20 protein-coding genes and 1 tRNA gene are annotated in these 22,937 nt (G+C 68.8%); 13 read left to right on the top strand and 8 right to left on the bottom strand.

Annotated features, from left to right (window positions below):
- Positions 1-14 precede the first annotated feature (14 nt).
- Positions 15-1,421, top strand: coding sequence for a lipase maturation factor family protein (locus tag H289_RS0111460; RefSeq protein WP_020100937.1), 1,407 nt, complete (start codon positions 15-17; stop codon positions 1,419-1,421).
- On the opposite strand, the gene H289_RS0111465 is transcribed toward H289_RS0111460, so the two are convergent.
- Complete coding sequence (locus tag H289_RS0111465; RefSeq protein WP_051128473.1) at positions 1,418-1,972, bottom strand: TetR/AcrR family transcriptional regulator; 555 nt, start codon at positions 1,970-1,972, stop codon at positions 1,418-1,420. The two genes, H289_RS0111460 and H289_RS0111465, sit on opposite strands and share 4 nt — an antisense overlap.
- A 131-nt stretch (positions 1,973-2,103) precedes the next feature.
- On the opposite strand from H289_RS0111465, the gene H289_RS0111470 reads away from it, so the two are divergent.
- From H289_RS0111470 to H289_RS0111480, 3 genes are read left to right on the top strand one after another with little or no spacing between them, the layout of a single operon-like run.
- Entirely contained in the window at positions 2,104-3,522 is a 1,419-nt protein-coding gene (locus H289_RS0111470; RefSeq protein WP_020100939.1) for an ABC1 kinase family protein, read from the top strand.
- Positions 3,512-4,663 carry a cytochrome P450 gene (locus H289_RS0111475; RefSeq protein ID WP_020100940.1) on the top strand — a complete coding sequence of 384 codons (1,152 nt, stop codon included), beginning with the start codon at positions 3,512-3,514 and terminating at the stop codon, positions 4,661-4,663. The genes H289_RS0111470 and H289_RS0111475 overlap by 11 nt, the downstream gene beginning before the upstream one ends.
- Positions 4,663-5,571 carry an NAD-dependent epimerase/dehydratase family protein gene (locus tag H289_RS0111480; RefSeq protein WP_020100941.1) on the top strand — a complete coding sequence of 303 codons (909 nt, stop codon included), beginning with the start codon at positions 4,663-4,665 and terminating at the stop codon, positions 5,569-5,571. Before H289_RS0111475 ends, H289_RS0111480 begins: the two co-directional genes overlap by 1 nt.
- Here H289_RS0111480 and H289_RS0111485 read toward each other — a convergent pair.
- Positions 5,563-5,949: a thiol-disulfide oxidoreductase DCC family protein gene (locus H289_RS0111485; protein WP_020100942.1), complete on the bottom strand. Its 387-nt coding sequence runs from the start codon at positions 5,947-5,949 to the stop codon at positions 5,563-5,565. The genes H289_RS0111480 and H289_RS0111485 overlap by 9 nt on opposite strands.
- 57 nt (positions 5,950-6,006) lie before the next feature.
- Positions 6,007-7,326 carry an HNH endonuclease gene (locus H289_RS0111490; protein WP_020100943.1) on the bottom strand — a complete coding sequence of 440 codons (1,320 nt, stop codon included), beginning with the start codon at positions 7,324-7,326 and terminating at the stop codon, positions 6,007-6,009.
- 112 nt (positions 7,327-7,438) lie between these two features.
- Between H289_RS0111490 and H289_RS0111495 the strand changes: the two genes are divergently transcribed.
- The 6 genes from H289_RS0111495 (at position 7,439) to H289_RS0111520 (ending at position 15,513) form a co-directional block, all read left to right on the top strand.
- A complete protein-coding gene (locus tag H289_RS0111495) occupies positions 7,439-7,960 on the top strand; it encodes a 2-oxo-4-hydroxy-4-carboxy-5-ureidoimidazoline decarboxylase (RefSeq protein WP_020100944.1) in 522 nt (173 codons plus the stop codon).
- Positions 7,961-8,022: 62 nt separating this feature from the next.
- Entirely contained in the window at positions 8,023-11,907 is a 3,885-nt protein-coding gene (locus H289_RS0111500; protein WP_020100945.1) for a Pls/PosA family non-ribosomal peptide synthetase, read from the top strand.
- Positions 11,904-13,238, top strand: a complete 1,335-nt coding sequence (locus H289_RS0111505) for a M1 family metallopeptidase (RefSeq protein ID WP_020100946.1) — start codon at positions 11,904-11,906, stop codon at positions 13,236-13,238. The genes H289_RS0111500 and H289_RS0111505 overlap by 4 nt, the downstream gene beginning before the upstream one ends.
- Entirely contained in the window at positions 13,235-14,443 is a 1,209-nt protein-coding gene (locus H289_RS0111510) for a polysaccharide biosynthesis protein (protein WP_020100947.1), read from the top strand. Before H289_RS0111505 ends, H289_RS0111510 begins: the two co-directional genes overlap by 4 nt.
- Before the next feature lie 21 nt (positions 14,444-14,464).
- Positions 14,465-15,157, top strand: a complete 693-nt coding sequence (ppgS, locus tag H289_RS0111515) for a polyprenyl-phospho-N-acetylgalactosaminyl synthase PpgS (protein WP_020100948.1) — start codon at positions 14,465-14,467, stop codon at positions 15,155-15,157.
- Positions 15,154-15,513 carry a DUF2304 domain-containing protein gene (locus H289_RS0111520; RefSeq protein ID WP_020100949.1) on the top strand — a complete coding sequence of 120 codons (360 nt, stop codon included), beginning with the start codon at positions 15,154-15,156 and terminating at the stop codon, positions 15,511-15,513. The genes ppgS and H289_RS0111520 overlap by 4 nt, the downstream gene beginning before the upstream one ends.
- Here H289_RS0111520 and H289_RS0111525 read toward each other — a convergent pair.
- From H289_RS0111525 to H289_RS0111535, 3 genes are read right to left on the bottom strand one after another with little or no spacing between them, the layout of a single operon-like run.
- Positions 15,504-16,100 carry a TetR/AcrR family transcriptional regulator gene (locus H289_RS0111525; protein ID WP_020100950.1) on the bottom strand — a complete coding sequence of 199 codons (597 nt, stop codon included), beginning with the start codon at positions 16,098-16,100 and terminating at the stop codon, positions 15,504-15,506. The genes H289_RS0111520 and H289_RS0111525 overlap by 10 nt on opposite strands.
- A gap of 1 nt (position 16,101) precedes the next feature.
- Complete coding sequence (locus H289_RS0111530) at positions 16,102-17,886, bottom strand: N-acyl-D-amino-acid deacylase family protein (RefSeq protein ID WP_020100951.1); 1,785 nt, start codon at positions 17,884-17,886, stop codon at positions 16,102-16,104.
- Positions 17,887-17,943: 57 nt separating this feature from the next.
- A complete protein-coding gene (locus tag H289_RS0111535; RefSeq protein WP_020100952.1) occupies positions 17,944-18,876 on the bottom strand; it encodes an NAD-dependent epimerase/dehydratase family protein in 933 nt (310 codons plus the stop codon).
- Positions 18,877-18,927: 51 nt separating this feature from the next.
- Between H289_RS0111535 and H289_RS0111540 the strand changes: the two genes are divergently transcribed.
- From H289_RS0111540 to H289_RS0111550, 3 genes are all read left to right on the top strand, one after another.
- Positions 18,928-20,673, top strand: coding sequence for a hypothetical protein (locus H289_RS0111540; protein ID WP_020100953.1), 1,746 nt, complete (start codon positions 18,928-18,930; stop codon positions 20,671-20,673).
- Between the two features lie 96 nt (positions 20,674-20,769).
- A complete protein-coding gene (locus H289_RS0111545; protein WP_020100954.1) occupies positions 20,770-21,114 on the top strand; it encodes a hypothetical protein in 345 nt (114 codons plus the stop codon).
- A 35-nt stretch (positions 21,115-21,149) separates the two neighbouring features.
- Complete coding sequence (locus H289_RS0111550; RefSeq protein ID WP_020100955.1) at positions 21,150-21,506, top strand: hypothetical protein; 357 nt, start codon at positions 21,150-21,152, stop codon at positions 21,504-21,506.
- A gap of 12 nt (positions 21,507-21,518) precedes the next feature.
- Here H289_RS0111550 and H289_RS0111555 read toward each other — a convergent pair.
- Positions 21,519-21,594 (bottom strand) — tRNA-Thr (locus H289_RS0111555).
- Positions 21,595-21,651: 57 nt separating this feature from the next.
- Positions 21,652-22,884 (bottom strand): DNA polymerase III subunit delta', encoded by a 1,233-nt coding sequence (locus H289_RS0111560; RefSeq protein ID WP_020100956.1) that lies wholly within the window; start codon positions 22,882-22,884, stop codon positions 21,652-21,654.
- Positions 22,885-22,937: the final 53 nt, after the last annotated feature.

Consider the following 22,937-nt stretch of genomic DNA (forward strand, 5'->3'; position numbering starts at 1 on the left):
GTCAGGAATCGGCGATGGATTGGTTCACAGCACCCGAATACTGGTTCAGCCGGCTGGTGCTGGAGCGCGGCATCGCCGGCGTCTATCTGATTGCTTTCCTCTGCGCCGCAAGGCAATTCCGCGCCCTACTCGGCGCACAGGGCATGTTGCCCATTCCGCGATATCTGTCGGCGGTGTCGTTCCGGCAGGCGCCCAGCATCTTTCACTGGCATTACTCCGACAGGTTCTTCGCGACCGTCGCCTGGTCGGGTGCCGCACTCAGTACCGCGCTGGTCGCGGGCGCCGGCGACGTCGTGCCCCTGTGGGCGGCGATGCTCCTGTGGCTGTTGCTGTGGGTGCTGTATCTGTCGATCGTCAACGTCGGGCAGCGGTGGTACGCCTTCGGCTGGGAGTCACTGCTGCTGGAGGCCGGCTTCCTCGCGGTGTTCCTCGGCAACGACTCCGTGGCGCCACCGGTCCTGGTGATCTGGCTGGCACGGTGGCTCGTCTTCCGGACCGAGTTCGGTGCGGGGCTGATCAAGCTTCGCGGTGACCGGTGCTGGCGCGATCTGACGTGCCTCTACTACCACCACGAGACCCAGCCGATGCCGGGCCCGCTGAGCTGGTTCTTCCATCACCTGCCCAAGCCCTTGCACCGCGTCGAGGTTGCGGTCAACCACGTCACGCAGCTGGTGGTTCCGTTCGGATTGTTCGCACCGCAGCCCGTCGCCACTGTCGCGGGCGCGATCGTGGTGGTCACGCAGCTCTGGCTGGTGATCTCCGGCAACTACGCGTGGCTGAACTGGTTGACGATGGTGCTGGCGTTCAGTGCGATCGCCGGGCCGGCGCCCGGCTCGCCGCTGCCCGCCGCACCGCCGACGTGGTTCGTGGTGCTCGTCATCGGCTTCAGCGTCCTGGTCGTGGTGCTGAGCTACTGGCCGGTGCGCAATCTGCTGTCGCCGCGGCAACGCATGAACGCATCGTTCGACCCACTGCACCTGGTGAACAGCTACGGCGCCTTCGGCTCGATCGGCCGCATCCGGCGGGAGGTGGTGATCGAGGGCACCGACGATGACGACATCACCGACGAAACCGTCTGGCGCGAATACGAATTCCAGGGCAAGCCCGGCGCCGTGGGCCGCCTGCCGCGGCAGTGGGCGCCCTACCATCTGCGGCTCGACTGGCTGATGTGGTTCGCCGCGATCTCGCCGACCTACGGCCGTCAGTGGTTCGTCGGCTTGCTGGAGCGATTGCTGCGCGGTGACGCGGACACGCTGAAACTGTTGCGGCACAATCCGTTTCCGGATAGCCCGCCGCGCTATGTCCGCGCGCGGATCTTCCGCTACCGCTACGCCACTCCCCACGAACTGCGGCAGGAACGCGTGTGGTGGCACCGGACGCCGGAAGGCGAGTACTTCCCGCCGGTCACGCTGCCCGACTAGCGGGCCGCTTCGATGCGGCCGGCCAGCATCGCGGTCCAGTCCGCGATGTACTCATCGTCGGGGATGTCCACCTCCGGGGCGTGAAAGACGACGCGCGTCGCCTGCTTGCCCAGCAGCGCGTTGACCCCGACCACGGCGATCCGCCGGGCCTCGGCCGGATCGAGGCCGGGCGCGCAACCCCCGATCCAGTCGGCCAGCTCGCTGTAGAGGCCGTCGACGAGAGCGGCGTAGGCGGCGTTGACGCGGTCCGACTGGTCCGCCGGCGTGCGGGCCGCCACCTGTAGAAACTGGCTTTCCTGGTTCAGGACACTCAGCACGTACCGGCCGAGCAGCGTGAGCTCGGTCCGCAGTTCTCCTTCCCCGGCGAACAGCGCGCTGATGTCGTGCATCGCGCGGCGCCGGTCGAGTTGCCGGTCGATCCCCGCCGCGAGCACGGCCTCTTTGGTCTTGAAGTGGTTGTAGAGGGCGCCGCAGCCGGGCACCAGGCCGGCCGCTTTCTCGATCTGCGTGATGCTGGTGGCTTTGTAGCCCTGCTCACCGAACAGCCGCATGGCCTCGGTGACCAGCCGTTCCTTGGTCCGTTCCCGGGTCGACGTTTCCACCACTGACTCCCCACCATTGACCGCATATAAGAAGGGTCATATATTTCGTACTAGGTCACCATACAACGCTGGGAGGCGCAATGACCGGGAATGTGCCGCGCGGACGCATCCGCCGCACCATGCCGGTCGCCGGCTTCACCGCGCGCGCCGCCGGTGGACGGATGGTCGCCGCGCTGCGAGAGAAGGCCGGCAACACCGGCGCCGTCGAACGGTTCCACGAGCGCACCGCCGAGCAGTACGCCGAACTCCTCGGCCACTCCAAGGGCGTGTTGATGAAGGCCGGCCAGCTGGTATCGATGGTCGATGCCAATGCCATTGGCGCCGGCGAACTCTCGCCATACCAGCGGGCGCTGACCCGACTGCAGGCCGACGCGCCGCCGATGGACTCGGCGCTGGCTCGGCGCGTCGTCGAGGACGACCTGGGCCGCCCGATCTCCGCCGTCTTCGCGTCGTTCTCCGACGAACCGATGGCCGCGGCGTCCATCGGACAGGTACACCGGGCCGTCCTGCACGACGGCCGCGACGTCGCGGTGAAGGTGCAGTATCCCGGTGTGGCACAGGCCATTCGCGATGATCTGTCGAACACCGAACTGCTGGCGACGATGTTCCGGTTCGCGGCCGGGGCGGCGAGCACGTTCGGCGGCGCGATCCTGCCCGATATCGCCCCCGTCGCCGCGGAGATTTCGGAGCGCATCTCCGAGGAGATCGACTACCGCCGCGAGGCCGACCACATCACCGCGTTCCATGAGCTGTACCGCGATCATCCGTTCATCCGGGTACCCAAGGTCGTTCGCGAGGCATCCGGCGACCGTGTCCTCACCATGACGTATCTGAACGGATTGGACTGGGCGGCAGCGCAAGACGTCGATCAGAACTTGAAGGACACCTGGGCCGAGGTGATCACCCGATTCATCGCCGGAGCGTACCGGCACGGCAATCTGTTCCACGCCGACCCGCACCCGGGCAATTACCGATTCGGCCTTGACGGCACGGTCGGATTCGTCGACTTCGGCTGCGTGAAGGTACTCACCGAGCATCAACGCGGCCAGATCGTGCACATGCTCCGCACTGCGGTAGACGGACAGCGGGACCATCTTCGAGCAGCAATGGTCGAAAGTGGTTTCTTAACAGCCGATTCCGTACTCACTGCCGATGACGCCTACAACTGGTACCAACAGATCATCTACGAATTGCTTGTCCCGCAGCCGGTGACCTACACCGAAGAGACGTCGCGGCGTGCCATCGCCTCGATGCTGGACGTCCGCGACGCCGACCACCCCATGCGGCACATCACGGTGCCCGCCGACTTTGTGTTCTTCTCCCGCCTCAACCTGTCGATGAACGCCATCTTCACCGCCTTACATGCGACCTTCCACGCTCGGGCCGCCGTCGACGACATGGACGGCGTCGCAGAGCCGATCACGGAGTTGGGCCGTCAGCACGTGGCCTGGGTTCGCGAGCGTGGTTTGCCTTTCGGGACCGACGATCATGTCGGCTAACGACGTCAGCGCGGCCCGGCTGCCCTGGGATGCCACCGATCCCTACCCGTTCTACGAGGCCCGGCGGCGCGACGGAGATGTCGTGTGGGACAACGCCGCACAGGGTTGGTTGGTGCTCGGCTACGACGCGGCCCGGCAGGTGCTCGGCGGGTCCGGCTGGACGAGCGACCCGCTGGCCAACCCGGTGGCACGCGCGTCGATGACCATGATGGCGCCGGAGTTCGCCAAGGCGTCGATGCTTTTCACCGACGGCGCCGACCACGACCGGCTGCGCGGCGCGGTCCGGGATGCGTTCACCCGCAGCACGATATCCGGGCTGACCGAGGGCGTGGAGACCATCGCCGCCGAGGTCATCGCACAGGCGCCCACCGGTGAGCCGTTCGATTTCATGTCGCGGATCGCACTGCCGCTGCCGATCGCCGTGGTGGGTGAATGGCTCGACCTCGACCCGGCCCACGCGGCGTCGCTGCGTGAGCTGTCGCCGGCGATCATCCGCATGCTCGGCACCTTGGCCGATCCCGTGGAGGTGGCCGAAGGCTTCGGCGCCGCCGCCGCACTCATGGCGGAGTTCCTGCCACTCGCCGCCGATCGACGGGCTCATCCCGGCGATGACCTGCTCAGCTTCATCGCCACCGATCCAGAGTTGTCCCTCGAAGATGTCGTGGTGACCGCCATCCTGATCGCGGTCGCCGGGCACGAGACCACGGCGAATCTGCTTGGCGCCGGGCTGATTCGACTGGTGCACGAACACGTCGACACCGTTGACGGGGTGGTGATCACCGAGCTGCTGCGGCTCGACGGTCCGGTGCAGTCGACGGTGCGCACGGCGACCGAGAACCACACGGTCGCCGGCGTCGATATCGCCGCCGGCGACAGCGTCGTGGTGGTGGTGGCGGCCGCCAACCGCGACCCGGCGGTGTTCGACGACCCCGACCGCTTCCGATTGGGCCGCACCGGGCCCGCTCCTGTGGCCTTCGGATACGGCGCGCACTACTGCCTGGGTTCGGCGCTGGCCCAACTGGAGTTGACCGTCGCATTGCGTGAAGTCCTTGCCCGCCAACCCGTTATCCGCGGAGAGGTCACCTGGCGCGACACACCCGCCATTCGGGGACCGCAGACGTTGCCGGTGGCGTTCAGCTGATGCGGGTTTTCGTCACCGGAGGGACGGGCGCCATCGGCGTCCACACCGTGCCCGCCCTGGTCGCGGCGGGGCATGCCGTCACCGCCTTGGCTCGCGGCGACGCGAAAGCCGCCTGGTTGCGAAGCCAAGGCGCTGAGCCGGTTTCGGTGTCGCTGTTCGACCGTCGCGGGCTGGCCGACGCTTTCGCCGACCACGACGCGGTGATCAATCTGGCGTCGGCGTTGCCGTCGACCACGGCGTTCATCCGTAAATCCGCCTGGGCGGAATGCGAGCGGGTACGTATGGAGGGGTCCGCGACCGTCGTCGATGCCGCGCGGGATGCGGGCGTTCCCAACCTGATTCAAGAATCCGTGGTGATGATCTACCGCGACGGCGGCAGCGACTGGATCGACGAAGACCAGCCTGTCGACCATTACCCGATCACCCGCGGCAACCACGCCGCCGAAGCCAGCGCACATCGGTTCACCGCCGCCGGCGGGCAGGCGACGATCCTGCGGTTCGGCGTCTTCTACGGTCCGCACGCGGCACATAGTGAACAGATCCTCGACATGGCCAAGTGGCACATCGGGTTCTCCCCCGGGCGCCCCGGCACCTACCTGTCGTCGATCCACGTCGCGGATGCGGCGAACGCCGTCGTCGCGGCACTCACGACACCCGGCGGCACCTACAACGTCGTCGACGACCGGCCACTCACCAAGCGCGAGTACGCCGAGGCCTGCGCCGCCGCCGTCGGGCGCCGCATCTGGATCAGCGGGCCAGGACGGCTGGGACTCCTGCTCGGTGACCGACTCACGTCGATAACGAGGTCACTTCGGGTGAGCAACAAGCGTTTTCGCGAGGCTTCGGACTGGCGTCCCCGCTACCCCAGCGCAGTCGAGGGTTACCGCGTGATGGCGCAGCTACGCTGAAGTACATTCCGACGGCGCGGATTCGCACCACGGTGTGACGCCGCGGAAGTGGTAGCGGTGGGTGGCCACCCAGCGGTAGATCCGCTCTTGGAGCGCACCGACTCCCGGGATGCCGTAAACCCACAACGGCAACCGGGTGCCGATCGCCGCGGCCACGGCAGCGTTTGCCGCCTTGGCGCCGCCGAGCACTTCGCCGGAGGAATCCAGCCACCACACCGATTCCATCAGGTGCTCGGGTGCCACGCCGAGTCGTTCGGCGGTGCCGGGCTTCTGCAGTGGTTCGGTGCGAAGCCGGCCGGTGCGATTCATCCGCAGCAACTGATTGCGGGCGCGGGTACACATTCCGCACTTGCCGTCGAAGAACAGCACACCGTCCATGACTTCATCATGCGCCGCCGAGCGCCGCCGGAAACCGTGAGTCGCCACACAGGTGGGCTAGCTGCGCATCACCCGCGGGCGCGATCCCTCGTCGATGATCGCGAGATGGACCCTGCGGGTCAGGATTTGCAGTCCTGTCGGCATCGGCGGCGCGGCGGAGGTGTAGACCGCACCGGTCGGAGTGGTCAGTGTGACGGTGTGGCGGCCGTGCCGGTCGTAGGTTGTGGCCGCGTGCCAGCAGGGTTCTTCTTTGACGTAGTTGCAGTGCGCACATTGGCCTTGACCGTTGTGCACGCTGGTCGGGCCATGCTGCGCGTGCGGCCGGATGTGGTCGGTGTGCCGAATCCTGGCGTTGCAGTACGGGGTCCGGCAGATCTGATCCCGCAACGCGATGAACCGGGCCAGGGCTTTCGGGAACGCCCGGGATTTCGACTCCATCGCCACCAGCTTGTTGGTGCCCGGCTGGGCGTACAGGCGCCGCACCGCGGCCGCGCCCTGCGCATCGAGCGCGCCGACCACGACGAGATCCCGCGCTATTTCGGCCGGGATCGGCCCGTACCCCTCCAGATGCGCCGGTTCTGAGCCACCGCCGAGCAGGGTCTCATCCGAGAGCACCAGGTTCGCCGTCACCGGCACCGGCGACTGCACCGGGTTGCGGCCCGTGACCCGCTGCAGCATCACGTCGGCCATGATCTGGTCGTGGGTGCGGCCCAACCCGGCCGGTACCGTCGTGCCCGGCAGTGTCGAGGCCAGCGTGCTCGCCGCCTCATCGGACAGCGCGGTATGCATGGCGCGGCCTTCGGCAGCCGGCAGCCGCACGCTCACGGTGGCCATGCCGTCACCAGCAGGCCGGAACCGGACATGACGCCCGGCCGGCGCGCGGCGCACCCGCTGCACGATCGCCTCCTGATCGAGCCGGTAGGCGATCCGCTTGGCCTCGGCGGTGATCTCGGCATCACCCTTACCATCGAGGGTGGCAGGGTCCGAGCACAATTCGGCATCCAGCAGCCGGCGATCCAACACCGACAGGCACTCGGCCTCTTTGGTGATCAGCTCGGCCCGGTGCTCGGAGAGCACACCCGACTCCAACGCGGCCAGCGTGCACGGCATGTCCGCGACCAGGATGCGGGCCATCGCCATCAACCGCTCACCCCGATGCGGCGACTCGCGCCGCGCCAACCCGATCTCCGAACCCAGCGCGGCCCGCGACACCCGCGGCCCACCCGCCGCGGCCGCCGCCACCCGCCGCGCCTCCAGTTCGGCCGCAATCCGGGCCTGCTGGGCCGCCGCACGCGCCTTGACCCGTTCGAGCTCCGCCATGCGACCCGACAACGCCGCCTCATCGGCCTTGGAATCTACCGACAGAATCTCGAACATACGTTCGATTCTATCGGATACGTATGGTGCACGCCATACCCCAGATAAATGAATTTGCCCCGCTGTAACACGAGGAAATCTGCTCGTACCCTGCAGATTCGATGATGTCCTTGTGTTGATGCATCAGGGAATCGGTCTCGACGCGTTCAACGCCATGCCGAAGCAGCGGGCGGTGCACGCACTGTACGAATGCTGCTACAGCGTGCCGCTGGCCGGCAGCCTGGCCGACGGACGCGCCTACGAAGACCACGACCACCTGTTCCGGCGGGCCGACGACCTCCTCTTCGCGCTCGGCGATTCCTCGGTGGACGCGATCCTGCAGGCCTATCCGCAGCTCGGGCGCCGCCCCGGCAGCGCCCGCTCGCAGTTCGAGCAGTGCGCGGTGTGCGATCGCGACCCCGACCTGATGGCGACCCTGACCGCACACGCCGCGACCTACCGCGACCACTTCGGCTTCGACTTCGTGATGTTCGTCGGCGCTATGAGCGCCAACGAAGTGCTGACCCACATGGCCGACCGCATGCACAACGACCACGAGACCGAGCGCAAGGTGGTCCGTAACGAGCTGGCCCGCATCAACCGGACCCGGCTGGAACGCATGCTCGGGCCTGAAGGCGGCTACAACAACTGGTAACGAAGCCGCCACGGCGTGCCCGCCGCCAGGAAGCGTTCGCCAAGCCTTAGTAGTTTGTACCCGTGCATCAGGAGATCCCCCCGCAGTACGTGCGTTCGGCGAACGCACCGCAGGCCCGGACCCTCATCGACATCCTCTACGCCACGGCCGACCAATATCCCGATGCACCCGCCATCGACGACGGCACCGTCCAGCTCACCTACGCCGAGCTGATCGCCGACGTCGAGGAAAGCGTCGCCTGGCTGGCCGCGCGCGGCATCGGCCGCGGTGACCGTATCGGCATCCGCATGCCGTCGGGCAGCTACGCGCTGTACGTGTCGATCCTGGCGACCCTCGCGACCGGCGCCGCATACGTCCCCGTCGACGCCGACGATCCCGAGGAACGCGCCGCGCTGGTCTTCGGCGAGGCCGGCGTCGTCGGCATCATCACCGAAGCCGGTCTGGTCCGCGGTCCCGGTTCGACCCGCGGCTGGCAGGCCGGCCGCCCGCTGACCCGCGACGACGCCTGGATCATCTTCACTTCCGGCTCCACCGGCACCCCGAAGGGCGTCGCGGTGACGCACCGCAACGCCGCCGCCTTCGTCGACGCCGAGGCCGAAATCTTCCTGAAGGACAACCCGCTGGGCCCGGGCGACCGGGTGCTGGCCGGGCTGTCTGTGGCGTTCGACGCGTCCTGCGAAGAGATGTGGCTGGCCTGGCGCCACGGCGCCTGCCTCGTCCCGGCCCCGCGCTCGCTGGTGCGCAGCGGCATGGACCTCGGCCCGTGGCTGGTGTCGCGCGACATCACCGTCGTCTCGACGGTGCCGACGCTCGCCTCGCTGTGGCCCGCCGAGGCGCTGGAGGCCGTGCGCCTGCTGATCTTCGGCGGCGAGGCCTGCCCGCCCGAGCTCGCCGAGCGCCTGGCCGTCGAGGGCCGCGAGGTGTGGAACACCTACGGCCCCACCGAAGCCACGGTCGTCGCCTGCCTTGCGCCGCTCGGCGGTGGCCCGGTCAGCATCGGCCTGCCGCTGCCCGGCTGGGATCTGGCCGTCGTCGACAAGGACGGTCTGCAGGTTGGCTACGGCGAAATCGGCGAGCTGGTGATCGGCGGCGTCGGCCTGGCCCGCTACCTCGACCCGGAGAAGGACGCCGAGAAGTACGCGCCGATGGAGACCCTCGGCTGGGGCCGCGCGTACCGCAGCGGTGACCTGGTCCGGCTCGAGGCGGACGGTCTCTACTTCCAGGGTCGCGCCGACGATCAGGTCAAGGTCGGCGGCCGGCGCATCGAACTCGGCGAGGTCGACGCCGCACTCGTCAACCTGCCGGGTGTCAGCGGCGGCGCGGCCGCGGTGCGCAAGACCGCCACCGGCACTCCCCTGCTCGTCGGCTACATCGCCAGCACCGACCCCGAATTCGATATCACCAAGGCCCGCAAGACACTTGCCGAGTCGCTGCCCGCCGCGCTGGTGCCGCGCCTCGTCCTGGTCGACGAATTGCCCACGCGCACATCAGGAAAAGTCGACCGCAACGCGCTGCCGTGGCCCGTCGACGGGGCGGGCGACGACAGCCCCGACCTGGACGGCACCATGGGCTGGCTCGCCGGGCTGTGGCGCGACGTACTGGCCTCCCCGATTGACGGACCCGGAGCCGATTTCTTCGCGCTCGGCGGCGGCTCGCTGTCCGCCGCGCAGCTCGTGTCGCTGCTGCGCGAGAAGTACCCGCAGGTCACCGTCGCCGACCTCTACGACCACCCACGCCTGGGCTCGCTGGCCGGCTATCTCGACGAACTCGACCCACCACCGGTGGTCGAAACCCGAAGCGTCACACCGGTTCCGCTGACGACACAGCTGATCCAGACCGCCGCCGCCATCCCGCTCGCGACCCTCGCCGGCATGCAGTGGGTCGTCTGGCTGGCCATCCTGAACAACGCCGCCGCGGCGCTGCACCTGCTGCCCTGGGCCCACACCGTGAACTGGTGGGTGATCCTCGTCGGGTTCCTGGTGTTCGTCACGCCGATCGGCCGCATGGGTATCGCCGTGTTCGCCGCCCGCGCCCTGCTGTCCGGCCTGGAACCGGGCACCTACAAACGCGGCGGCTCCGAGCACCTGCGGGTCTGGCTCGCCGAACGGCTCGGCGAGGCCAGCGGCGCCGAAAACCAGGCCGGCGCACCCTGGTTGGTGTACTACGCCCGCGCCTTGGGCAACCGGGTCGGCGACGGCGTCGACCTGCACTCGACACCACCGGTCACCGGCATGCTCACCCTCGGCGACCGCTGCTCGGTCGAGCCGGAGGTCGACCTCACCGGGCACTGGATCGACGGCGACCTGTTCCATGTCGGACCCATCAGCATCGGCAACGACGCCACCATCGGCGCCCGCACGACGCTGCTGCCGGGTGCGGTGGTCGGCAAGAACGCCGACGTCGCACCGGGTTCCGGCGTGATCGGCAAGGTCAAGGCCGGTCAGTACTGGAAGGGCTCGCCGGCGGTGAAGTCCGGCAAGGCCCACCACCCGTGGCCCGACGAGCGGCCGGGCCGCGCGCCCATCTGGGTCGCGATGTACGGGGTGACGTCGGTGCTGCTCGGCGGACTGCCGATCCTGGCCCTCGCGGCGGGACTCGCGGTGCTGATTCTGCCGGTGCGCCATACGCATTCGCTGCCGGAGGCGGTCCTGCCGGTCGCGTTGTGGACGCCCGTCGCCGCGGTGGTCGCCATGGCGGTGTACGCCGCGCTGACCGTGATCGGGGTGCGGCTGCTGGCCCTCGGCCTGACCGAGGGCTACCACCCCGTGCGCAGCCGCGTGGGCTGGCAGCTGTGGGCCACCGAGCGCCTGATGGACGCCGCCCGCAACTACCTGTTCCCCATCTACGCCAGTCTGTTGACGCCGTGGTGGCTGCGGATCCTCGGCGCGAAAGTCGGTAAGGACACCGAGATTTCGACGGCCCTGCTGACGCCGAAGTTCACCGAGGTGCTCGACGGCGCGTTCTTGGCCGACGACACCATGGTGGCGTCGTACGAACTGGGTGGCGGCTGGATTCACGTCGCCAAGGCGACCGTCGGCCGGCGCGCGTTCCTCGGCAACTCCGGCATCACCCAGCCCGGGCGCCGTGTCCCCGACGACGGGCTGGTCGCGGTGCTGTCGGCGACGCCGCACAAGGCCAAGGCCGGATCATCGTGGCTGGGCAGTCCGCCGATCCGGTTGCGCCGCCAGCCAACCGAAGCCGACGCGGTGCGCACCTTCCACCCGTCACTGCGCCTGAAGGTGATGCGGTCGACGGTCGAGACCCTGCGGATCGTCCCGGTGATGGTGACGTTCGGCATCGGCGTGGCCGTCCTCGGCGTCCTGCAGGCCCTCGCCGGCGAATTGGGCTGGCTGTGGGCATCATTGGGCGCCGGCCTGGTGCTGCTGAACGCGGGCGCCATCGCGGGCGCCATCGCCGTGGTCGCGAAATGGTTGATGGTCGGGCGCATCCGGGCCGTCGAGCATCCGCTGTGGTCGCCGTTCGTGTGGCGCAACGAGGTGTCCGACACCTTCGTCGAGACCGTCGCCGGCCCGTGGTTCGCCCGCGCGGCCAGCGGCACCCCGGTGATGAACCTGTGGCTGCGGGCCCTCGGCGCCGCGATCGGCCGCGGCGTGTGGTGCGAAACCTATTGGTTGCCAGAGGCCGACCTGGTGACGCTGGGCCGGGGCGCGACGGTGAACCGGGGCTGCGTGGTGCAGACCCACCTGTTCCACGACCGCATCATGCAGCTCGACACCGTGGTGCTGGACGAGGGCGCGACGCTCGGTACCCACTGCGTCGCACTGCCCGCCGCCAGCATCGGTGCGGGTGCGACGGTCGGCCCGGCCTCGCTGGTGATGCGCGGCGACGCGGTGCCGGCCTCGACGCGCTGGCAGGGCAATCCGATCGCCCCGTGGGTCGGCAAGAAGCGCAAGTCCGGCGGCCGAAATAAGGCGCAAGCCGCGTGACCCGAACAAACAAGAAGGACCGCAAAAGCGTTGCGCCGGTGATCGATCCGTACCTGCCCAACAACGGCAACTTCGGTTTCCGCGTCTCCCGCTACGAGCTGGGCCTCGAATACAAGGTGGAGAGCAACCGGCTGACGGGCATCGCCCACATCACCGCGGTCACCCTGGCGTCGCTGAACTGGTTCACCCTGGACCTGTCCGACGACCTGTCGGTGGCCAAGGTCGAGGTCAACGGCCGGCGCCCGGCCAAGTTCCGCACCGTCAACGGCAAGCTGCACATCACGCTGGCCGACCAGCTGCCCGCCGGCGCCGCGATGAAGGTGACGGTGCGCTACGGCGGCAACCCGCGCCCCATCAAATCCATCTGGGGCACAGTCGGTTTCGAGGAGCTGACGGAAGGGGCCCTGGTCGCCGGGCAGCCGAACGGCGCGGCCTCGTGGTTCCCGTGCGACGACCACCCGAGCAGCAAGGCGAGCTACCGCATCGCGATCAGCACCGACAGCCCGTACCGGGTCATCGCCAACGGCGAGCTGGTGAGCCGGAAAACCCGTGCGGCACAGACCTTGTGGGTGTACGAGCTCGCCGAGCCGACGTCGACCTACCTGATCACCCTGCAGATCGGCCGCTACGAATCGGTGCGCCTGTCCAAATCACCGGTGCCGATGTCCGCCGCCCTGCCGCAGCGGCTGATCCGCAACTTCGAATACGACTTCGGCCGCCAGCCGCAGATGATGCAGCTGTTCACCCGGCTGTTCGGGCCGTATCCGCTGTCGACCGGCTACACCGTCGTCGTCACCGACGACGACCTGGAGATCCCGCTGGAGGCGCAAGGCATTTCGATCTTCGGCGCCAACCACTGCGACGGCCGCCGCAGCGCCGAGCGGCTCATCGCGCACGAGATGGCGCACCAGTGGTTCGGCAACTCGGTGACGGTACGACGCTGGCGCGACATCTGGCTGCACGAAGGATTTGCCTGTTACGCGGAGTGGCTGTGGGCCGAGGAGTCGGGCTGGCGCACCGCCGACCAGCTGGCCGCCCACAATCTGCAGAAACTCCGGGGCCTGCCGCAGAACCTGCTGTTGGCCGATCCCGGGCCCGAGGACATGTTCGACGACCGCGTGTACAAGCGCGGCGCACTGACCCTGCACGCCCTGCGGCGCACCATCGGCGACGCGAATTTCTTTGCGCTACTACGTGATTGGACCACCCGGTACCGGCACTCGACCGCACTGACCGATGACTTCACCGGCCTGGCCGCCAACTACACCGACCAGTCCCTGCGCGGACTGTGGACCGCGTGGCTCTACACGACGGAGCTACCGGCACAGTGAAACCCAGCGGTGTGGCGCGGGTCGCCGTCGCAACGGTGCTCAGCGCGCTCTGCGGCTACGCGATCCTCTACCTCGCCGCGCGCGATCTGGCCCCCGCCGGGTTCTCGGTGTTCAGCGTCTTCTGGGGCGCCTTCGGGTTGTTCACCGGCGCGGCCAACGGGCTGCTGCAGGAGGCCACGCGTGAGGTCCGCGTCGCCCGCGCGGCCGAGCCCCAACCCGGGCCGCATCTGCAGCCCCTCCGGGTGGCCGCGCTCGTGGCCGTCGCCGCGGGCCTGCTGATCGCCGGCACCGCCCCGCTGTGGGCGGCGCACGTGTTCGTCGAATCCACCCCGCTGAGCGTGACGCTGCTGAGCGTCGGCCTGGCCGGCTTCTGCTTGCACGCCACGCTCCTGGGCGTGCTGGCCGGGGCGGACGGCTGGACCCAGTACGGCACGCTCATGGTCACCGACGCCGGTATCCGGGTCGCCGTCGCGGTCGCCGCGTTCGTCCTGGGCTGGGGGCTGGACGGCTATCTGTGGGCCACCGTTGCCGGGTCGATGTCGTGGCTGATCCTGCTGCTGGCCTCCCACGTGGCCCGGTCCGCGGCCGCCATCCACACGCCCGGCACCCCGCGAACGTTCCTCACGGGCTCGGCGCACTCGATCGCCGCCGCGGGCGCCAGCGCCGTGCTGGTGATGGGCTTCCCGGTGCTGCTGCAGGCCACGTCCCGGGACCTGGGTGCCACCGGCGGCGTCATCATCCTGGCGGTGACGCTGACCCGCGCCCCGCTGCTGGTTCCGCTGACCGCCATGCAGGGCAACCTGATCGCGCATTTCGTCGACAACCGCAGGCTGCGGGCCCTGCTCACGCCGACCCTCGTCCTCGCCGGGCTGGGCGCGCTGGCGGTGGTGGCCGCCGGGCTGCTCGGGCCATGGCTGCTGCGCACGCTGTTCGGGCCCGAGTACGCCGCGAGCGGCGCGCTGCTGGCCTGGTTGACGGCCGGCGCCGTCGCCATCGCCTTTCTGACCCTGACCGGGGCCGCCACCGTCGCCGCCGCGCTGCACCGCGCCTACGCGGTGGGCTGGGTGAGCGCCACGGTGGCCGCGGCACTGTTGTTGCTGCTGCCGCTGGACCTCCAGACCCGGACCATCGTCGCGCTGATGTGCGGACCGCTGGTCGGAATCGTCGTCCACCTGGCCGCGCTCGGCGCGATCCGGCGTCCCTGAGCGTGTAGTTTCGGCAGCAACATGTCCCTTTACCGCGACGTCTGGATCGTCATCCCCGCGTACAACGAGGCGAGCGTCATTGCCGACGTCGTCGCCGACGTGCGCGCCGTCTTCCCCAACGTCGTCGTCGTCGACGACGGCGGCCGCGACGACACCGGCGACCGCGCCTTTGCCGCCGGTGCCCACGTCGTGCGTCACCCCGTGAACCTCGGGCAGGGCGCGGCCATCCAGACCGGCGTCGAATACGCCCGATCCCGCCCCGGGGCACAGTTCTTCGCCACGTTCGACGCCGACGGTCAGCACCAGGTCAAGGATGTCGTGCGGATGCTCGACCGGCTGCAGGCCGAGGACCTGGACATCGTCATCGGCACGCGGTTCGCCGACCAGCCGCCCGACCGCATGCCGATGCTCAAACGGCTGCTGCTGCCGATCGTCGCCAAACTCAGCCGGTCCAGCCGCCAGCTGCACCTGACCGACGCGCACAACGGGCTGCGGGTGTTCAACAAGACCGTCGCCGACGGATTGAACCTGACCATGAACGGCATGAGCCACGCCAGCGAGTTCGTCGCGCTGATCGTGGAGAACCAGTGGCGGATCGCCGAACAGCCGGTGCAGATCCTGTACACCGACTATTCGATGTCGAAGGGTCAGCCGCTGGTCAACGGCGTCAACATCGTCGTCGACGGGCTGCTGCGCGGGAGGTTGCGCCGATGATCTGGACCAAGGCATTACTGATCGGCGCGGTGGTCCTGCTGCTGGCCTACCTGTTCTCGTCGCGGCGCAACGCGCAGTCGCGGGCGTGGGTGAAGGTCGGCTACGTGTTCTTCGTGCTCGGCGCCATCTACGCGATCCTGCGCCCCAACGACACCACGGTGGTGGCGCACTGGCTCGGCATCGGCCGCGGCGCCGACCTCTTGTTGTACGCGCTCGTCATCGCGTTCCTGTTCACGACGATCAGCGCGTACATGCGCTTCAAAGACCTGGAATTGCGGTACGCCCAGCTGGCCCGCGCGGTGGCGCTGGAAGGCGCGCGGGTGCCCGATCCCGAGCCGCCGACCCGTCAGGTCTGAACGCCCAGACTCCCCAGCATCGTGGCCAGCAGTTGGATGCGGCCATCCTCGAGTTCGGGCTGCGGCAGCACGGCGCGGATCAGCGCCGCGCCGTCGAAGGTGTTGACCATGACGGCGACGATCAGCATCAGCAGCTCCGGCGGCAGCTGATCGGCGCCGGGCATCTCCTGCGCGGTCTCGTAGATGTTGCGGCCGTACTCGACGAGGGCGCCCTGCAGCGTCGTCCGCAGCTTCTCGTCGGTGCGCGCCGCGACCATCAGCTCGTACATCACCGCATTGGTCGCGTTGCCGCTGATGTCACGCAGCGCGATCAACGCGCCTTCCAGAGCCGGCCGGTCCGAAGGGATTTCGGCGATCTGCTTGCTGAACTGCTCCAGCTGACGGCGCATGACCTCCAGCGCCGTGGCGGCCATGAAGTCGCCCATGGTGGCGAAATGCTTGAACAGCGCGCCGTCGGAGACCTCGGCCCGACGCGCGATCACCGCCGCCGAGGCGCGGGCATAGCCGACCTCGACGATGGTGGCGATCGCGGCGTCGAGAAGCCGGGCCCGCGTCTCTTCGCGGCGTTGCTGTTGGGTTCTGGCCATGTCAGACCGCTTGCGCCACCGGCAGTTTCGCGCCACGCGCCGGCAGGTAGTGGCCGGACTTCACCGTGTCGCCGTAGCCCTCGACGAATTCACCGTCGCGGAACACCACCTGACCACCCACACCGGTCGCCACCACGGCGGCGTCGCTGCGGTTGACCATGCGGCTCAGGCCACCGTAGAACTCGACCGAATCCTCGTGGTACGCCTCGAGTCCGGCGTCGAGGCCGGCGGGGTCGATCACCACGAAATCGGCGCGCTCACCCTGACGCAGCGTGCCGGCCTCCAGGCCGAACCAGTCGGCGACCTCACCGGTGAGCCGGTGCACGGCGTGCTCGGTGGTCATGAACGGGCGGCCGGCCTTGTCGGCGTCCTGCACGCGGCGCAGCATCCGCAGCGCGTAGTTGTAGAACGCCATATTGCGAAGGTGCGCACCGGCATCCGAGAAGCCCATATGCACGGACGGTTCGACGGCCAGCTTGTCGAGCTGCTTGGGACGGTGGTTGGCCACGATGGTTGTCCAGCGCGTGTTGCGCTCGCCGTGCTCGACCAGGACATCGAGGAAGGCATCGAGCGGGTGGATGCCGCGCTCGTCGGCGATCTGGCCAAAGCTCTTGCCGATCAACGACTTGTCCGGGCATTCGACGATGGTCGAGTCGTGGAAGTCGCGGTGCCACAGCGTCGGGCCCAGCACCTTCTTGTCGAACGACTTGCGGAACCGGCGCCGGTACTCCGGGTCGGCCATCAGCTTGTTGCGCTCCAGCTGGTCGCGCAGATGCAGCGCGGCGGTGCCCGCACCGAACTCCTCGAAAACCGGGAGATCGATTCCGTCCGAATACAATTCGAACGGCACCGGCAGGTGCTGGAAGCGGACCTTCGAGTTCAGGACCTTGTTGGCCAGGCGCGTCACCGGACCCAGCAGGTACACCGCGCCAGGCGAGGACTTGGCATCGGCGGCCACCAGCAGGCTCATGCGCACGCCGGCGCGACGGCCGAACCAGCCGCTGCTCTCGAGGAAGAAGTTCAGTGCCTCTTGCAGTTTCGCGACGTTGGGCGCGCTCTGCAGGATGCGGCCGCGCTTGCGCAGCACCTTGATCAGGCGGCGGCGCTCACGCCACGTCGCGAAGGTCGACGGCAGCGCGCGGGACCGGAAGCGGTCACCGTCGAGCTTGTCGATCGCGGCGTCCATGCCGGACATGCCGAGCATGCCGGCGTCCAGGGCGGCCTCGAGCCGCGACGCCATGGTCTCGAGCTCGGCGTTGGTCGGGGTGACGTTCGGGGTCGTCGCGCGGTCCAGGCCCAGCACCGAGGTGCGCAGGTCGGAGTGGCCCAGCAGCGAGCTGACGTTCGGGCCCAGCGGCAGGGCCTCGAGTGCCTGCACGTACTCGGCGGGTCCGGACCACGACCGGTTCTCCTCGAGCGCGCCGACGACGAACTTGCGCGGCACCGCCTCGACGCGGCTGAACAGGTCGGCGGCGTCGTCGTTCTCGGCGTAGACCGTCGACAGCGAGCACATGCCCAGCAGCACGGTCGTCACACCGTGGCGGACGGACTCCCGCAGGCCCGGATCGAGCAGCACCTCGGCGTCGTAGTGGGTGTGGACGTCGATGAAGCCCGGCGTCACCCACTTGCCCTTGGCGTCGATGACGTCGGGGCAGCCCGTCTCATCGAGCGGCTGTGCCGACACCGTCGCGACGACGCCGTCGCGGATACCCAGATTGCGCAATTGCGGCGTGCGGCCGGTGCCGTCGAACCACAAGCCGTCTTTGACGATCACGTCGTAGGTCATGACGTGAGACTAGGACAGAAAGTGAGTGCTTACAATCTTTTTCTGTGTAATCGCAGGTCAGGGACGGAAGAAGTTCACCGTCCGGGCCACGCCCTCAGCCAGCGCGACCTTGGGGCTCCACCCCAGCACCTGCTGCGCACGGGTGTAGTCGAGGCGGGATTTGCGCAGGTCACCGAGGCGCGGCGGGTGCATCTCCGGGGCGTCTGGCACGCCGACGGCCGCGGCGATCGCGGTGTGCAGCTGCGCCGTCGACGTCTCGACGCCAGTGCCGACGTTGAACCGCTGCCCACCGCCGGCTTCGCCGCCGGCTCGCACGAAGGCGTCGACGACGTCGTCGACGAACACGTAGTCGCGGGTGTCGGTGCCGTCACCGAAGATCTTGGTGGGCCGCCCGGCCAGCAGCGCCTGGCTGAAGATCGCGACCACACCGGCTTCGCCGTGCGGGTCCTGGCGCGGGCCGTAGACGTTGGCGGGCGCGATGTGCGAGCAGTCCAGGCCGTACAAGTTGCGGAACATGTTGAGGTAGACCTCGCCGCACACCTTGCTGGCGGCGTACGGGGACGACGGATCGACCGGCATGTCCTCGTTTGTCGGGTAGCCCGGCGGGACGCCGTAGATGGACCCGCCCGACGATGTGTGGACCACCTTGCGCACGCCGTTGCTGCGCGCCGCCTCGGCCAGCCGCACGGTGCCGACGACGTTGACCGAGGCGTCGAACGGAGCGTCCGTCACCGACCGTGCGACGGAGATCTGCGCGGCCAGGTGGAAGATCACCTCGGGCTGCTCTTCGGCGACGATGGCGTGCAGATCAGCGTCGACGATGTCGGCCTTCACGAACTCGAATCGCGGGTTGCCCTCGGCATCAGCGAGGTTGTCGACCTTGCCGCTGCTCAAGTCGTCGAGCCCGACGACGTCGTGTCCCTCAGACAGGAGCCGATCGACGAGGGTCGACCCGATGAACCCGGCAGCACCAGTGACAAGTGTTCGCACGGCGCAACCATACCGACGGTTGCTGCGTGACGCCCCGTACAGTCGACAAGAGTGAACTGGGTCGCCCGAACTGCCGCCGTACTCGTGGTGCTGCAGCTGGTACTGCGGGCGGTTCTGGCATTCGGCGGCTACTTCTACTGGGACGATCTGATCCTGATCGGCCAGGCCGGCACCCATTCCCTGCTGTCGCCCGACTTCCTCTTCAACGACCATGACGGGCACGTCATGCCCGCCGGATTCCTGCTCGCCGGGGTGCTGACGCGGCTGGCACCACTGAACTGGTTCTGGCCGGCCCTGAGCCTGGTGCTGCTGCAACTCGTCGCGTCGGTGGCGCTGGTGCGCGCCCTGCGCGTGATGCTCGGGTGGCGCCCGGTACTGCTGGTGCCGCTGACGTTCGCGCTGTTCACGCCTTTGGGCGTGCCGGCGTTCGCCTGGTGGTCGGCCGGGCTCAACGCGCTGCCGATGGCGGCGGCCATGGCGTGGGTGTGCGCCGACGCCATCCTGCTGGTCCGCACCGGAAATCCGCGGTACGTGTGGACCGGCTGCCTCGCTTATCTGGGCGGGCTGGTGTTCTTCGAGAAGTCCGCGGTGATTCCGTTCACCGCGTTCGCGGTGTGCTGGCTGCTGGTGTACGTCACGGGCGCACGTACCTCGGTATGGCGCAAGGGCCTGCGGCTGTGGCTGGGGCTGCTGACCATCACGATCGGCTGGGTCGGGGTCTATCTACTGGTGGTCAACCAGAAGCGCTGGACGCTGGACCTGGCGATGACGTGGGAGCTGTTGGCGCGGTCCGTCACACACGGACTGGTGCCGACGCTGGCCGGCGGGCCGTGGGACTGGCAGCGCTGGGCGCCCGCCTCCCCGTGGGCGACGCCCGGCCCGGTCGTCATGGTGCTGGGCTGGCTGGTGCTCGCCGCCGTGCTCGCGGTGTCGCTGCTGCGCAAGCGCCGGCTGGGCCCGGTCTGGCTGGCCGCCGTCGGGTACGTGGTGGCGTGCCAGGTGCCGATCTACCTGATGCGGTCGTCGAAGTTCACGGCCCTTGAGCTGGCGCAGACGTTGCGCTACCTATCCGATCTCGTCGTGGTGCTGGCACTGCTGGCCGCCGTCGCCTTCTGCGCGCCCAACCGGAGTGCGCGGTTCGACGACTCCGCGCGACGACGGTTCGTCGTCGCTTGTGCCGCAACACTATTCGTGGCCAGCAGCCTGTACTCGTGGGCGACCTTCCTGCCCAGCTGGCGCGACAACCCCACGCGCGCCTACCTCGTCAACGTCGAGGCGGCGCTGGCCAACGCGCCCCGCGGCGTGCCGCTGCTGGATCAGGAAGTCGATCCCCTGGTGTTGCAGCGCGTGGCATGGCCACAGAACCTGGCGAGCCACATGTTCGCACTGCTGCGCGACCGGCCTGAATTCGCTTCCAGCACAACCTCTTTGCAGATGCTCACTGCGACGGGTCAACTGGTACCGGCCAAGGTGACGTGGACGCGCACCATCGCGCCCGGCCCGGCACCGAACTGCGGCTACCTGGTACAGACCGACGCACCGGTCACCATGCCGCTCGACGGCCCGCTGCTGCCGGCCGACTGGACCGCCGAGATCAACTACCTCGCCAACAGCGACGGGTCCCTGACGATGTCCCTGCCCGAGGGACGCGAGGCCCGCGTGCCGGTACACCCCGGCCTGAACCGGGTGTTCGTCCGGCTGCCCGGCGCCGGGGCCGCGATCCAGGTGAAGGCCAACACGTCGGCGCTGTCGGTGTGCGTCGCCTCCGGGCCGGTGGGGTTCCTGGCGCCCAAATAGCCGCGCAAAAAACTGTCCCCTTTGGGGGCGGTGCCCACTCCTACCTGTGTCAGCAAGTCCACAAGGGCCTGTGACCACCGGAAAAGGAGAACTCCCATGACCACCACCACCGGGACCGCAAACGGCAAGCGCATCGCACTGGCCGCGCTCATCGGCACGGCTGCGCTGTACGTGGCCCCGCTGGCGCTGACGACGCCGATGGCAAGCGCAGATTCCTTGACAGAGCGCTGTGTAAAAGGCAACGGCACCTTGGCCCTCGGCACCCGGTCGAACGGGTCGATCGTCGAGAGCTGCACAACGACCGACAAGGACGGCGTCAAGACCCAGTGCACCGAGGTCGATCACAAGCCCCAGGGCTGCATCACGGTGCCGCGGACGGCGGTAAAGGGCCCCCACATCCCGACCGGTGACCTCGTCCCGGTTCAGGTCGATCGCTCCTGACCCCCGTCGTCCACCACCCGCAAAGGAATCCAGCAATGAACACGAACTCGATGATCAAGCCGACCTTGGCCGCCCTGCTGAGTGCTGCCGCGCTGTACGCCGTTCCGGCGATCCTGTCCGCACCAGGCGCCAACGCCACGGTCGGCAGCGATTGCATGGGTTCGAACCAGACCTACGAATCCAAAGTCGCGGGCGGGCACTCCTACGAGGCCTGCACCACGACCGACAAGAACGGCGACAAGACGAAGTGCTCGTACGTCGACGGAAAAGCTCAGGGCTGCATCGCCGTCCCGATGCGCAAGCCGAAGTTCAACCTGGACCCGAGCGTGGTGACGCCGGTTACGGAGACGCCGTCCGCGGGCCCGCACGTGCAGCCCGACCAGCGCCGGTAGCGCAAAAAGTTGTGGAGCCACCCAGGGGAATCGAACCCCTGACCTATTCATTACGAGTGAATTGCTCTACCGACTGAGCTAGGGTGGCGCGCCCCACCGAGGCGGGGCGGGACGAGTCTACGGGACGCGTCCGGCGCAACCAAAGTCAGTTCCGTTGTCCGGCCCGGAGCGCCTGGCCCATGGTCGCCACCATGGCGTCGACCGCGAACTTCGGCTTGACGTTGGTGGCCAGTGCCTCGCGGCAGGCCAGCACCGCCTCGATGCACCGCAGCAGCTGGTCGGCGGGCACGTGAGCGGCCATCGCGGCGGCCTTGTCACTCATGTCCGGATGGTTGGCGGCGGCCACGCCCGTCGCCCCAGACGACACCAGCAGCGCATCGCGGAAATAGGTGGCCAGGTCGATCAGCGCCCGGTCCAGCGCGTCGCGCGACGCCCGGGTCTGGCGCGACTTCTGCCGCTTCTCCAGGTCCTTCAGCGCGCCCGCGGCGCCCCGCAGCGCCCCCGCCGCGCCTTTACCGGTGCCACCGGCGCCCAGCGCCGTCTTGAGCTCCTCGGTCTCGGCCTCGTTGCGGCCGGCCGTCAGCGCCACCGCTTCGGCCTCGGCCGAGGCGACAAGCTCCTCGACGGCCGCATACGCACGCGCCGGTGTCGCGGCGTCCCGGGCGAGGCCCAGCGCCCGCTCCCGGCGCGACCGTGCGTCGGGGTCGGTCGCGAGCCGGCGCGCCCGGCCGACGTGCCCCCCACTGACCGACGCCGCCCAGCGCGCGTCGGTCTCGGACAGTCCGTCGTTGTCCATCAGGACCTGCGCGATGGCGTCGGCCCGCGGCGTCGTCAACGCCACGTGCCGGCACCGCGACCGCAGCGTCACCGCGATGTCCTCGGGATCAACCGACGGCGCGCACAGCAGGAACACCGTCGACGGCGGCGGCTCCTCGACGACCTTCAGCAGCGCGTTGGCGGCGCCCTCGGTGAGCCGGTCGGCGTCTTCGACGACGACGATCTGCCAGCGGCCGGTTCCGGGCCGCCGGGACGCGGTCTGCACGATGGCGCGCATCTCGTCGACACCGATCGACAGCCCCTCGGGAATCACGCGCCGGACATCGGCGTGCGTGCCCGCCATGGTCGTCGTACACGCGCGGCAGGCGCCGCAACCCGGACCGCCTTCGGCGGCCTCCGCAGTGCACTGCAGCGCCGCAGCAAAGCACACAGCGGCGATGGACCGGCCCGAACCGGGCGGCCCCGTGATCAACCACGCATGCGTCATGCTGCCGGTTGTGAGCCCGCTGTGAGCCGAATCACCCCGGGCCGCCCGCGCTGCGGCCACCAACTCGGCTTCCACGGCATCCTGGCCGACCAAACGCGAGAAAACTCCGCTCATCGCGCCCCACAGTAACCGTCGCAGGCGACACGAACCTGCGCGCAGCGGCAATA

The sequence above is a fragment of the Mycobacterium sp. 360MFTsu5.1 genome, from assembly GCF_000383495.1.
GTDB classification, from domain to species: Bacteria; Actinomycetota; Actinomycetes; order Mycobacteriales; family Mycobacteriaceae; genus Mycobacterium; species Mycobacterium mucogenicum_B.

Excerpts from the sequence above, each read along its gene's own strand:
- H289_RS0111460 (WP_020100937.1), top strand. The coding sequence starts at position 15 with ATGGATTGGTTCACAGCACCCGAATACTGGTTCAGCCGGCTGGTGCTG.
- H289_RS0111465 (WP_051128473.1), bottom strand. The coding sequence starts at position 1,972 with ATGCGGCTGTTCGGTGAGCAGGGCTACAAAGCCACCAGCATCACGCAG.
- H289_RS0111470 (WP_020100939.1), top strand. The coding sequence starts at position 2,104 with ATGACCGGGAATGTGCCGCGCGGACGCATCCGCCGCACCATGCCGGTC.
- H289_RS0111475 (WP_020100940.1), top strand. The coding sequence starts at position 3,512 with ATGTCGGCTAACGACGTCAGCGCGGCCCGGCTGCCCTGGGATGCCACC.
- H289_RS0111480 (WP_020100941.1), top strand. The coding sequence starts at position 4,663 with ATGCGGGTTTTCGTCACCGGAGGGACGGGCGCCATCGGCGTCCACACC.
- H289_RS0111485 (WP_020100942.1), bottom strand. The coding sequence starts at position 5,949 with ATGGACGGTGTGCTGTTCTTCGACGGCAAGTGCGGAATGTGTACCCGC.
- H289_RS0111490 (WP_020100943.1), bottom strand. The coding sequence starts at position 7,326 with ATGTTCGAGATTCTGTCGGTAGATTCCAAGGCCGATGAGGCGGCGTTG.
- ppgS (WP_020100948.1), top strand. The coding sequence starts at position 14,465 with ATGTCCCTTTACCGCGACGTCTGGATCGTCATCCCCGCGTACAACGAG.
- H289_RS0111520 (WP_020100949.1), top strand. The coding sequence starts at position 15,154 with ATGATCTGGACCAAGGCATTACTGATCGGCGCGGTGGTCCTGCTGCTG.
- H289_RS0111525 (WP_020100950.1), bottom strand. The coding sequence starts at position 16,100 with ATGGCCAGAACCCAACAGCAACGCCGCGAAGAGACGCGGGCCCGGCTT.
- H289_RS0111530 (WP_020100951.1), bottom strand. The coding sequence starts at position 17,886 with ATGACCTACGACGTGATCGTCAAAGACGGCTTGTGGTTCGACGGCACC.
- H289_RS0111545 (WP_020100954.1), top strand. The coding sequence starts at position 20,770 with ATGACCACCACCACCGGGACCGCAAACGGCAAGCGCATCGCACTGGCC.
- H289_RS0111550 (WP_020100955.1), top strand. The coding sequence starts at position 21,150 with ATGAACACGAACTCGATGATCAAGCCGACCTTGGCCGCCCTGCTGAGT.
- H289_RS0111560 (WP_020100956.1), bottom strand. The coding sequence starts at position 22,884 with ATGAGCGGAGTTTTCTCGCGTTTGGTCGGCCAGGATGCCGTGGAAGCC.